This window comes from Paraburkholderia sp. HC6.4b (genome assembly GCF_014200875.1).
Lineage (GTDB): Bacteria > Pseudomonadota > Gammaproteobacteria > Burkholderiales > Burkholderiaceae > Paraburkholderia > Paraburkholderia tuberum.
Genome location: NZ_JACHDC010000033.1, coordinates 1 through 12,253 on the forward strand (window position 1 = coordinate 1; position 12,253 = coordinate 12,253).

Consider the following 12,253-nt stretch of genomic DNA (forward strand, 5'->3'; position numbering starts at 1 on the left):
CCTTGAATGTCTTTCCGTAACGCGCCAACTTGTTCTCTCTTTATCGCCCCCAGATTCCAATTTTATCCAGGCGACAACCATTGTGACGCGGGGGGTCGGGGCTGAAGGCTTACGGAACCATTGAGGTCATCACGTATGGCAACACTTGTCCGTAGGCTGTTCAAGGTCGCGCTGTTCATCGGCCTGTTCTGCCTTTCCGTGCCGTATGTCCACACGTACCCCTGGCCAATGCCTGAAAGCCAGTCGGTGGTATGGTGGCGTGCTTCGCGCTGGCTTGGCATCCGCGATCCCGAAGATTTGTATTTCGTGGTCTGGGTGACTATTGATCTAATCGTGGCGACGCTTGCCTATGTGGTGATCATGAGGCTATGGCGGCGCTATCGCGGCAAAGAGCCACATTGAGAAATAGCGAGTGACGGCCGCACTTGTCCGTAGGCTTTTCAAGGTCGCGCTCTTTATCGGCCTATTCCTTCTATCCGCGCGCTACATTGGCCGGAATGGGCCGATGCCAGAGAGTGAGGCGCTTAGGTGGTTGAGCATCGCCAACGGCCTTGGCCTGCATGAAGCCGATGATGTTTATGTCCCGGTGATGCTGACGGTTTGGTTGGTCGTCGCTGTAGTGGCTTATATCGCAATCATGAGGCTATGGCGGCGCTATCAACGCAAAAACTAACAGGGTCGATGAGCGGCGATCAGGCCGAATTCATTCCTGCGCGGTCCCGTCCAGTCCGGCGCGTGATGATCGCGTTGCGGGGGTTAACTGTTGGGTCAGAAAGTGCGCGTTTGCTCAGAGCCAGGCGGGACAAGGCTTTGCGCGGCGCGCGCGAATTTTGGTCTGGAAGGCGATCCCTTCGATGATCCCGGTGATATCCGCGATTCTGGTGGAACTCGTCCTGATCTCGCTCATCGTATCGACCAACGACGGTGCTCAGCGCAATTTTTCAAAGGCCCAGCTCGCTCAGACCTGGGTGATCGTCGGGGCGGCGACCCAGCGGCGAATGGAACTTGTGATCGCTTGCCTTGATCGGCATGTCGTTGATACAGGCATACCGGTGGTGCGTCAGACCATCAGGTCCAAACTCCCAGTTCTCGTTTCCGTAGGAGCGGAACCAATTGCCAGCGTCTTCTGCAAGTCGAACCTTCTCGATTGCGGATTCAAGGGTGAACGGTGGGATGGGCGGGCGCACTTCAGCGTTTATGGACATCACAGACTCCCCTTATCCAGGCGGGATTGAGATAGAAATGGGCACTACTCAGCAGCGCAACCGCGCTACACGTTCGTCATCTCGAGAGAACTCAGTCTGAGAAATCGGTTGACGCCGACAGTGCCTTCCACGTTTCAGTTTCCGTAGCCACATAGGCGTTCTTTTCAGCTATCGCCTTCAGCGTGTCGGCTCCGAGCGGCAGACGCAGTGGCGGTCTCGGTACATCGACAAGCGTGACGAGGGCCTTCGCAAGCTTCTGCGGGTCGCCCGGCTGATTGTGATTCATTCCTTCAGCGAATCGACGCACATTGCCCGACGTCTCGTCGTAGTCGTCGATGACCTCCTTGCCGACGACGAGCGACGACGCATCGAGGAAATCGGTACGGAAATAGCCGGGCTCAACGACGGTCGCGTGAATGCCGAGTGGCTTCAACTCCGCGTGGAGCGCTTCCGTAATGCCTTCGACGGCGAATTTGCAAGCTGTATCTCTATGTACTTCCTTTCGGGCAAGGCTGAAATTGCCCTCAAAGCCCCGCCGGTTGGGGCTCCAGGTATCCCCGGCGCGATGTGCGCGGGCTACTCCTCTCTCGGGGTAATCCGGGGCCGAAACGCCTGCTTTCGCCACGATTACCGTGGCTACCTATAATCGAGCGACGCCCCGTTTTTATAGCGACGGACCATGCGCTCCAGCTATTTGACCCGAACGTTCAACCTCATCGCGATTACCGATCTGGACGAGGAAGGACACAAGAGCGTTACGAATGATATCGAGGCCGTACTCGCGGACCTCGTCGAGGCAGGCCAGCTCGTACCCGATCATCCGTATCAGCGCGTTATATAGCGCGATAGCGAGGGCCGGTGGGATCAGGTTGTTATTGACGAGGCGTGCCAGTTTGTCCGCTTCGCGCCAGTCCTCGATGGCGGCCTTATCGAATTCTCGGCAGAGCAGGATCTACGCCTTGCACTATCGAGGATGCTGCTCGAAGAATCCGGGGACGAGGCTCTCAAATGAAGCTCGCCTATCCGACGCGGCGCGTACTGCGTGCCGACGGCACTACGCAGGCGCTTGAAGGGCCGCGAACGATGGCGCAGATTGAGGCGCTTATCGGCCCCGACTGCGAGTGCTGCGATACCGTAATGCTCGACGGCCTACACGTCATGATCGTGGACGACCTTGGGTATCGTAAAGGTTTGCCGGTTAACGAGAACGCGACCGCGTTATACCTCCTGCGATGCGGTCCCGGTGTCGACTGGCAGATTCGCGGAGACGTTGTCATCGTGCCCGATGACGATTTCTCGCCCGCAGCGCTCAAACATTAGGCGTTAGGACCGGGCGTACCGGGCGAGTCAGGCTGGTTGCGCGCGTCGTCGACAAGGTCGCCGTGCCGTGCATACGCCGCGAACGCAAGCGCGATGTTCAATACGACTTCAAACGGCGCTTAATACCGATAGACGATGATGGACACACGCCCGCCGCCATGCTTATTCGAGATGGTTGCCTGGCTTGAGTGCGGCAAGAGCCCAGACCTTTGCGCCGAGGAGCTGCGCGCAAGGATCGAGTATGCGCGGGTCGGCCTGACGCGGCTCGAGCATGAACTGGCGATCGGCAACCTCGATACTGGCGCAACGCGGGCGGCGATGCTGCGCTCGTCGCTTGTCTCATCGCACCCGGAGCGGCTGTCGTGAATACCGGCTCCGGGGATGCGGCGCCATGTCTTGCATGAATGCCGCGCGATAGAGAATCGGGAGGCAGGCGCATGGACGAGATTCCCGCGATCTTCGTCGCCGGTTCAGCAGTCGTAACGTTGCTGCTCGTGGCCTTCATCGCAGGCATAGTCATTTTTACGCGACGCAACGATGCGCCGCCCCGATCCTGATTTACCTCAAATACTGAGGATTCTTGACAATGGGGAGGTCCGGAAATAATCAAGCGCGCATTAAGCGGAGCGACCGAAATTATCAAGGATTGTCAGATCAGCATAAATTCAGAGTTATCTCATGGTGATTTCGAAATCAGTCTGATAGTCTCGTCACCCGCACGCTCAAAGCGAATCTCGAAGCGGCGCCCGATCTGCCGTCATGGCCTGGCGTCGTCGTAGAACGATTGGAAAACGTCTCGCGTTGCGCGGGGCTTCGTTCAGCATTACGGGTACAAGCAATGAATAACCACTGTTACCGGCTTGTGTTCAGCAAGCTCCGGGGGATGCTCGTCGCGGTCGCAGAAACCGCAATCGGACATGGCACAAGTCACGGAGAAACCGGGCCGTCGTCCGCGCATCGACCGACTACGCTTTTCGCCATGCGTCACGCGGCCTTTGCTGCACTGGCAATCTTCGGACTGGCTCCCGTTCTCGTAGACGCGCAGATCGTACCGTCGGGCGCACATGCACCCGGTGTCATCGGCACGGCAAATGGTCTGCCTCAAGTGAACGTGAACAGACCGTCGAATGCGGGCGTATCCGTGAATACGTATTCGCAGTTCGATGTACAAAAAAACGGCGTGATTCTCAACAATTCGCCCGTTAATACGAACACTCAACTCGCAGGCCAGATCTCCGGTAATCCGAATTTCGGGCCGAACGACGCCGCGAGGATTATCGTCAATCAGGTGAACAGCAACAACCCCTCACAACTGAGAGGATATGTCGAAGTCGCGGGCCAGAAAACCGCGGCTGTCGTGATCGCCAATTCCTCGGGCCTGGTCATTGACGGCGGCGGCTTCATCAATACGTCCAGAGGGATTCTAACGACCGGCAATCCGCTGATCGACGGTAGCGGCAACCTCACCGGCTTTAGCGTGACGGGTGGCACGATTACCGTTCAGGGCGCAGGACTGAACGGCTCGAACATCGATGAGGTGGATTTACTGGCGCGCGCCGTGCAGGCGAATGCGGCGATCTATGCCAATGCGCTGAACGTGACGACCGGCTCGAACAATATCGACTATGCGAGCCTGACGCCGACGCCCATCGCGGGCAGCGGACCCGCACCCGCCGTCTCCATCGACGTCTCGCAGCTCGGCGGTATGTACGCCAACCGTATCACTCTGGTGGGCAACGAGAATGGTGTCGGGGTAGCGAACGCCGGTACGATTGCCGCGCAGGCTGGCGACCTCACGCTGACGACTTCGGGCCAGCTTGTCCAGTCGGGCAGGATGACCGCGAGCGGCAACGTAGGTATCAACGCGGCAAGCGTCGCGAACAGCGGTACTGTCTACGCGCAGCAGAGTACTGCCCTCTCGACGGCGGGCGCACTGACGAATAGCGGTACGCTTGCGGCGCAACAGAATACGACGGTCCATGCCGGGTCCGTCGATTCAACCGGTACCCTCGGCGCAGGCGTCAATAACGATGGCTCGGTCGGTAGCTCGGGCGACCTCAATGTTTCGACGAACGGGCAGCTCAACGCGACCGGCGAGAACGTGGCGGGTGGCAATGCGTCGCTCTCGGGTAGCGGCGTCAATCTCGCGGGTAGCGAGACGGCGGCGAACGGTAATGTATCGCTGACGGCAACCGCAGGCGACCTGAGCCTCGCGGGCGCGACGACGAGCGCAGGCGGCTCGGTCGTGGCGAGCGCAGCGGGTACGCTTGACAACGACAACGGCTCGCTGACAGGCGGCGGCGTAACGCTCAACGCGGCCAACCTGTCGAACCAGGGCGGCGAGATTTCGGCACAGGGGCCGCTCGTCGCGCAGGCGTCCGGCCAGCTCGCAAACCAGGGCGGCTCGATTGTCTCGCAGGGCGCGATGCAGGTAAGCGGCGGCGCCATCGCGAACAACCAGGGGACGATGCAGAGCGCCGCCGGTTTGTCGGTAGCCGGGGCGTCGCTCGACAATACCGCAGGCCGCATTACGTCACTGAACGGCGACGGCCTGTCGGTCACGACGACGGACCAGCTGGTGAACGCGGCAGGCACGACCGCAACCGGCGCACAGGGCGGCGTCATCGGCGGCAATGGCGCCGTTACGCTGCAAGGCGGGAGCATTGCCAACCATGGCGTGGTTTCGGCGCAAACGAACCTCCAGGTTACCGGACAATCGGTCGACAATAGCAGCGGCTCGCTCGGCGCCTCGGGCAATACGACGGTTAGTGCCGGTTCGCATCTGACCAACAGCGGCGGCTCGATTACGGCAGGCCAGACGGTGACGGAGAGCGCTACAACGCTCGACAACAGCTCGGGAACGACCCAGGCCGCGCAGGTATCGCTCAACGCGACCAACCTCGTCAATCACGCGGGAACGATTACGCAGACGGGTAGCGGGCCGATGAACCTCGCCGTCTCGGGCACGCTCGACAATTCGGCGGGCGGCACGCTCCAGACCAACAGTACGGACCTGACGCTTGCACCCGCCACGCTCGACAACGACGGCGGAACGATTACGCACGCGGGTACCGGCACGCTGATGCTTGATGCGGGCAACGGCGCGGGGTCGACCTCGAACGCGGCCGGCACCATCCAGAGCAACGGAAAGGTCGTCGCCCAGGCCGGTGCGTTCGACAACGCGGCGGGTCGGGTACTCGGCCAGACCGGCCTCACGGCAACGGTCGGAAGCGCTCTCGACAACACGAACGGCAAGCTGCTCTCGAATGCCGACCTGAGCCTCGCGAGCGATACGCTGACCAATAATGGCGGCGAGATCGGTGCGGCCTCGAACGAAACAATCCATAGCGGGTCGCTAACCAATAACGGCGGCTCGATCGTCGCGCCGGATCTGGCGCTCGCAATCGGCTCCACGCTCGACAATAGCGGCGGCGATATCGAGGCGAACCAGCTCGCGCTGACGGCCACGAACCTGCTGAACCACGGCGGCACGATCACGCAGTATGGCACGTCGCCGATGGGTATCAATGTCAGCAACACGCTCGACAACTCGAACGGCGGCACGCTCCAGACGAACAGCACGGACCTGACGCTTGCCCCCGCTACGCTCGACAACGACGGCGGTACGATCCTCGCCGCCGGAACGGGGACCCTGACGATTGCGCCGGGCAACGGTTCGGGCTCCCTGTCAAACGTAGGCGGAAAAATTATCACTGCCGGCCAGATCACGGCGCAGGCCGGGAGCCTGGACAACGCGAGCGGCGTAGTCGCCGCGCAGGGCAATATCGCGGCAAACGTCGCGGGCGATATCAACAATACGCAGGGGGCGATACGCTCGCTCGCGTCCCTGTCGCTCGCGAGCGGCGGCGCGCTGACGAATACGCACGGACAGATCCAGTCGGGTACGGGCGCGGTGGGCGATGCGAGCACGCTCGGCGTTCAGGCCGCGTCCGTCGACAATACGGGTGGTCTTGTGAGCAACCTCGGTACGGGAAATACGACCGTCCAGGGCGGCAGCCAGACCATCAACAGCGGTGGCGTCATGACGGGCAACGGTAACGTGGCCGTCGATACGTCATCGCTCTCGAATACGCAGGGCGGACAGCTGAGCGGCGCGAGCGTCGCGGTTCAGGCGGATACCGTCGACAACAGCGGCGGCCAGATCGGCAGCTTCGCGGGTTCGACCGGCGACGTTGCCATCACGACGACCGGCGCGATTACGAACACGAACGGGCAGATCGGCGCGACGCACGACCTGACGCTGAACGCAGCGGCACTGACGGGCGGCGGCGCATACAGCGCCGCCAACGATGTGGCGGTGAACGTTCAGGGCGACTTCGCGCCTACCCCGGATCTGCAATTCAGTGCCGGTCACGACCTGACCTTTACCCTTCCCGGTACGTTTAACAACGGCGCAACGCTGGCGGCGGTCAACAACCTCGGTATCAACGCGGGCGATATCGAAAACAGCGGCGTCATGATGGCCGGCGGCACGCTCACCACGCACTCGAACACGCTGGAGAATACGGGGGCGATTGTCGGCGGCAGCGTCTCGCTCAACGCAGCGCAATCGATCACGAATGTCGGACCAACCGCGCTGATCGGTGCGACGGACAGTAACGGCCTGCTCGAACTGCTCGCGCCCGATATCGAGAACCGCGACGACACCACGATGACCGATACGCAGGCGACGACCGCGATTTACGGTCTCGGTAACGTCGTGCTGGCGGGCGGCAAGGATGCGAACGGCAACTATACGAACGCGAACCTGATCCGCAACCGGTCGGCGCTGATCCAGTCGGCGGGCGACATGACGCTCGACGCCAGTCAGGTCACGAATACGCGGACGACGATGACCACGACCGGCCTGAACCAGCCGGTTGATCCGTCGCTGCTGGCACAGCTCGGCATCAGCCTGTCCGGGTGTACTGCGATCAACATGGCCGCCTGCTCCGCAGGTAATCCGTATGTCGGTTGGGCCACCCCGGATAACCCTGCTTTCCTGACCATGATCGGCGGTGTGTACACCGTGCCGCCGCAAGGCGGCCAGTGGAATAGCGGCTACCAGTACACGACCTATACGGGCGTGGCGGTGGCAAACCTGATTGCGTCGATCAGCCCGCAGGCGCAGATCATTGCGGGCGGTAACCTGGACGCGTCGAAAGTGGGTCTGTTCCAGAACGACTGGAGCGCGGTCGCGGCGGTCGGCAACATTGCCGCGCCGGTCACGCTCGACCAGAATAGCTGGCAGGGGCAGATGGCGCCCGAGGTACTGGTCACCTACTCGGGCTACTATCACTACACGAACTACGACCACAGCATTGGGGACTGGACGTTACCGTTCGGCGATGCGCCGTTTGTCGGTTCCAATCCGGGCGGCTACCAGGCGGCCCCCGCCGATATCCGCTCTTACGCGCTCCCGAGCTACGAGTCGAGCTTCGTCGCGGGGGGGACGCTTTCCGGTACGGGCGTCAATATCGACAATACGGCGGGCAATGCGGGCGTCCCGTCGCTTGGTCTTGTCCCCGGCCAGTCGCTCGGCGGGGTGACCGTTGGCGGGGTCAGCGGCAGCGCGGGTGGTACGAAAGGCGGAGCGGCTTCGGTCAACAGTGGCCCGGGGCTCGTTAATCCCGTCATCGCGAGCGCGACGGCGGTGAACGTCCTGAGCAACCTGACGATCCCGCAGGGTGGCCTGTTCAGGCCGGCTACGGCACCGAACGCGCCGTACCTGATCGAGTCGAACCCGGCCTTCACGAACGCGAAAACGTTCCTGTCGAGCGACTACTACCTCCAGCAGCTCGGCCTGAACCCGCAGAGCGTGGAAAAGCGCCTCGGCGACGGCCTCTACGAGCAGCAGCTCGTACAGAACGAGATCACCTCGCTGACCGGCAAGGCCGTACTCGGTCCGTACACCGATACGCAGTCGATGTATGAAGCGCTGCTCGCAGCGGGTGCCTCGCTCGCCGGGTCCCTTGGCCTGCCGCTCGGCATGGCCCTCTCGCCCGAGCAGGTCGCGGCACTGACCAGCAACGTGGTCATCATGCAAACGGAGGTGGTAGACGGGCAATCCGTGCTGGTCCCGGTCGTCTATCTCGCGCAGGCCAGCCAGCAGAACATGAACGGGCCGCTTATCGCGGCGACCGACATCGATCTGCAGAACGCGCAGACCTTCAATAACAGCGGTACGGTGCAGGCGGGCAATACGTTCTCGATTCAGGGCCAGCAGATCAACAACGCGTTCGGTACGTTGCAAAGCGGCGGCCTCATGTCGCTGGCGACGACGGGCAATGTCGACCTGACCTCGGCCACCGTGAACGCCGGGAGCCTCGCGCTGAACGCGGGCGGCGACTTGATCCTCAATACCGCGGCGAATACCGTCAACCAGGTCAGCGCGACGGGCGCGACACGGACCACGACGACGCTTGGGCCCATCGCGAACCTGAACGTGGCGGGTAACGCGGCCATCGTGACGGGTGGCAACTTCGAGCAGAACGGGGGCAACCTGAACGTGGGTGGCAACCTCGGCATGGCCGTGGGCGGCAACTACGATCTTGGCTCGGTGCAGACGGGCGAGCACAAGGTGGTCGCGGGCGCGAATGGTGTGTCGGATACCAACCTCAACCAGACGGCCGGCAGTTCCGTCAACGTGGGCGGCGTCTCGCAGATCGGCGTGGGCGGCAACCTGACCGCGACAGGCGCGAATATCAGTCTCGGCGGCGGCGGGACGATCGCGGTGAACGGCGACGTGACGCTCCAGGCGGCGAAAGCAACCTCGACCGTCGACAGCAACAGCTCGGTCCGCGACAGTCACGGCAGCAATTCGGACTCGCAGCACAGGTCGGTCGATACGCTGACCGGGACGACGCTCAATTCTGGAAATTCCCTGACAGTCGTATCGGGCAATGACATCAACATTACCGGCAGCACGGTCAACCTCGACCAGGGGACGGCCACGCTCGCAGCAGCGAATAACGTCAATATCGGCGCGGCCACCGCGACCTATGTCGACAATTCGCAGGGGCAGCATAGCCATAGCAACGTGGTAAGCGGCAAGGAGGTCGCAAGCTCGCGCGACACGACCACCACGCAGTCGCTCGGCAGCACGATTTCGGCGGACGGGGTGTCCATCAGCAGCGGTCACGATATCAACGTGGCGGGTAGCACGATTGTCGGCTCGAATGACGTGGCGCTGAGTGCCGCGCATGACGTGACCATCACCACGACGCAGGACACCATGCAGTCCTCCGGCAGCTATCAGGAGCAGCATTCGGGCCTGGGGACGAGCGGCCTGAGCGTGACGGTCGGTAGCAGCAAGCTCGCGACGACTGACCAGGAATCGAGCGTGACGAACAACGGGAGCGTGGTCGGCTCGCTGAACGGCAGCCTCTCGATTCAGGCGGGCAATACCCTGCATGTCACCGGCAGCGACCTCGTCGCGGCGCAGAACATTACGGGCACGGCGGCGAACGTCATTATCGACTCCGCGACCGATACCAGCCACACGAGCCAGACCCAGCAGACCAGCAGCAGCGGCGTGACTATTGGCCTCTCGGGCAGCGTCGGCGATGCGATCAACGGCGCGTACTCGCAGGGCCAGGCGCTTGCGAGCGGCAACAGCAACGGCCGCGCCGAGGCGCTGCATGCGATTGCAGCGGGCGGCGATGCGGCACTGGCGGGCATGGGGGCTGCGGGCGTGATGAGCGGCGCAACCGGGCCGAACGCGCCGAGCATCGGCGTGCAGGTCAGCGTTGGTTCCAGCCACAGTCAGAGCCAGTCATCCGAAGACCAGACGACCCAGCTCGGCTCGAACGTTCAGGCGGGCGGCACTGCCGCTTTCGTGGCAACCGGCAACGGCACGGCTGGCAGCGGCAACCTGACAATCGCCGGTTCGAACGTGAGCGCGAACGATGTCGTGCTCGCGGCGAAGAACCAGGTCAATATCGTCAACACGACGAACACTGATGTAACGCAAAGCTCGAACAGTTCCAGTAGCGCGAGCGTAGGTGTGTCGCTTGGCACGAACGGTTTCGGCGTGTCGGCAGCAATGTCGAACGCGCACGGCGACGGCAACAGCAGCGCAGCGATCCAGAATGCCTCGCACGTAAGCGGCGCGAACAGCGTTACCGTTGTTTCGGGCGGCGATACCAACATCATCGGCTCGCAGGTCAGCGGCGGCCAGGTAACGGCGAGCGTCGGCGGTAACCTGAATATCCAGAGCGTGCAGGATACAACCGTCAGCACCGCGCACCAGAGCAGCGCGGGCGGTGGCTTCAGCATCAGCCAGGGCGGCGGCAGCGCGAGCTTCAGCGCGCAGAACGGCCATGCGGACAGCAACTACGCCCAGGTCAACGAACAGGCGGGTATTCAGGCGGGCAACGGTGGCTTCGATGTCAACGTCAAGGGCAATACAAACCTGACTGGCGCGGTGATTTCAAGTACCGCCGATCCGTCGCAGAACAGCCTGACCACCGGTACGCTGAGCTATAGCGACATCCAGAATCAGTCTCACTACGACGCGACGAGCAACGGCATTAGTGCGGGTATAGGTGTTGGTAATACCGGCAAGGCTCTCGGGATGGGTTCAGTAAGCGGTGCAGGTGGCGTCGCGCCGATGATGTCGCAGAATGACAGCGGTGACCAGAGTTCGACCACGCGCAGCGCGGTCAGTGCGGGCACCATCAACATCTCTAACCAGGCCGCGCAGTCGCAGGACGTATCAACGCTGAGCCGCGACACGACGAACACTAATGGCATGGTCGCGCAGACGCCGGACGTGAACGCGATCCTCTCGCAGCAGGCCGACACGATGCAGGCCGCGCAGGCGGCAGGTCAGGTCGTCGCGCAAGGTATCGGTGATTATGCTCAATCGAAGCTGGAGGCAGCGCAGAAAGCTGGTGACGCGGCGGGGGTTGCGACGTGGTCCGAAGGAGGCGACAGCCGCGCGATACTTCAGGCGGCCGGAGGTGCACTAATTGGCGGGCTGGGTGGCGGTAGTGTCTTCACGGCAGTGGGTGGGGGGCTAGGCGCGGGCCTGTCCTCGAAACTCGCGGGCCAGTTGGACAGCATTTCGAAGGATGTGGCCTCGGCGACGGGCTCTGACCTGCTGGGCAACCTGGCCGCGAATGTAGCGGCGGGCGCCGGCGGCGCGCTCATAGGTGGCACGGCAGGCGCGGCCACCGCGTCGAGCGTTGAGCTGTACAACCAGATGAACCATAAGAATAGCCTTGTGCCATCTTCCTGTACGGCGACGGGGCCATGCAATGAATCGGTAATGACGGCGCAGATGAACGCGACGGGGGCAAACGCAGACGCCTCGCCGATTAATGCTATTGGCCCTAATTATGTAACAATCGGCGGCAGTACTATGACGGCTGGAGTTGGGGTAGCTATGAATACGGCGGATGGGACACCATATCTGTCGTACGGTGTGAGTCAATCATTCCGACCGGCTTCATTTGCTCCCGGCGCTACAACTACATTGGGTTGGATTTTCGGGGCCTCAGGCGCACAAGCTACCAACAGTTTCATGAGCGGCGATGGAAACCAGTTTATGCTTTCAGTCCCCACCCCTCTAGGCCCGAATGCAGTCGTTGCAATCACCCATGCTTATGGCGGCCCAACAGCACTTGAGCTCGGTGTGGCTACCTCGGGCCCAATTTCCGTTTCAGTGACTCCGTGGAGTCACTCCGCTCCCCTTATCAATTCGAAGTAAGAGGAAATTATGACTG

The 12,253-nt window shown here is 62.1% G+C and carries 7 protein-coding genes and 1 pseudogene; 6 read left to right on the forward strand and 2 right to left on the reverse strand.

Annotated elements, in window-relative coordinates; translation table 11 throughout:
* Positions 1 to 135 precede the first annotated feature (135 nt).
* Positions 136 to 402, forward strand: a complete 267-nt coding sequence (locus HDG34_RS36155; protein ID WP_184068145.1) for a hypothetical protein — start codon at positions 136 to 138, stop codon at positions 400 to 402.
* A 130-nt stretch (positions 403 to 532) separates the two neighbouring features.
* Positions 533 to 673, forward strand: coding sequence for a hypothetical protein (locus tag HDG34_RS39995; protein ID WP_311734922.1), 141 nt, complete (start codon positions 533 to 535; stop codon positions 671 to 673).
* 268 nt (positions 674 to 941) lie between these two features.
* Here HDG34_RS39995 and HDG34_RS36165 read toward each other — a convergent pair whose 3' ends face one another.
* Both HDG34_RS36165 and HDG34_RS36170 read right to left on the reverse strand, forming a co-directional pair.
* Complete coding sequence (locus tag HDG34_RS36165) at positions 942 to 1,205, reverse strand: DUF1348 family protein (RefSeq protein ID WP_184068147.1); 264 nt, start codon at positions 1,203 to 1,205, stop codon at positions 942 to 944.
* A gap of 91 nt (positions 1,206 to 1,296) precedes the next feature.
* Positions 1,297 to 1,680 (reverse strand): annotated as a pseudogene (locus HDG34_RS36170) (short-chain dehydrogenase/reductase); the annotation flags it as partial.
* Positions 1,681 to 1,884: 204 nt separating this feature from the next.
* Here HDG34_RS36170 and HDG34_RS36175 point away from each other — a divergent pair.
* The 4 genes from HDG34_RS36175 (at position 1,885) to HDG34_RS36190 (ending at position 12,237) form a co-directional block, all read left to right on the forward strand.
* Positions 1,885 to 2,046: a hypothetical protein gene (locus HDG34_RS36175; RefSeq protein ID WP_184068150.1), complete on the forward strand. Its 162-nt coding sequence runs from the start codon at positions 1,885 to 1,887 to the stop codon at positions 2,044 to 2,046.
* 167 nt (positions 2,047 to 2,213) lie between these two features.
* Entirely contained in the window at positions 2,214 to 2,525 is a 312-nt protein-coding gene (locus tag HDG34_RS36180) for a hypothetical protein (protein WP_184068153.1), read from the forward strand.
* Positions 2,526 to 2,660: 135 nt separating this feature from the next.
* Positions 2,661 to 2,891: a hypothetical protein gene (locus tag HDG34_RS36185; RefSeq protein WP_184068156.1), complete on the forward strand. Its 231-nt coding sequence runs from the start codon at positions 2,661 to 2,663 to the stop codon at positions 2,889 to 2,891.
* A 472-nt stretch (positions 2,892 to 3,363) separates the two neighbouring features.
* The gene (locus tag HDG34_RS36190) at positions 3,364 to 12,237 is read left to right on the forward strand and encodes a hemagglutinin repeat-containing protein (RefSeq protein WP_184068159.1); all 8,874 of its coding nucleotides are present in this window, start codon (positions 3,364 to 3,366) and stop codon (positions 12,235 to 12,237) included.
* Positions 12,238 to 12,253 lie beyond the last annotated feature (16 nt).

Bases quoted from the DNA above. Each gene is read 5' to 3' on its own strand.
- HDG34_RS36155 (WP_184068145.1), top strand. From the start codon at position 136: ATGGCAACACTTGTCCGTAGGCTGTTCAAGGTCGCGCTGTTCATCGGC.
- HDG34_RS36165 (WP_184068147.1), bottom strand. From the start codon at position 1,205: ATGTCCATAAACGCTGAAGTGCGCCCGCCCATCCCACCGTTCACCCTT.
- HDG34_RS36175 (WP_184068150.1), top strand. From the start codon at position 1,885: ATGCGCTCCAGCTATTTGACCCGAACGTTCAACCTCATCGCGATTACC.
- HDG34_RS36180 (WP_184068153.1), top strand. From the start codon at position 2,214: ATGAAGCTCGCCTATCCGACGCGGCGCGTACTGCGTGCCGACGGCACT.
- HDG34_RS36185 (WP_184068156.1), top strand. From the start codon at position 2,661: ATGATGGACACACGCCCGCCGCCATGCTTATTCGAGATGGTTGCCTGG.
- HDG34_RS36190 (WP_184068159.1), top strand. From the start codon at position 3,364: ATGAATAACCACTGTTACCGGCTTGTGTTCAGCAAGCTCCGGGGGATG.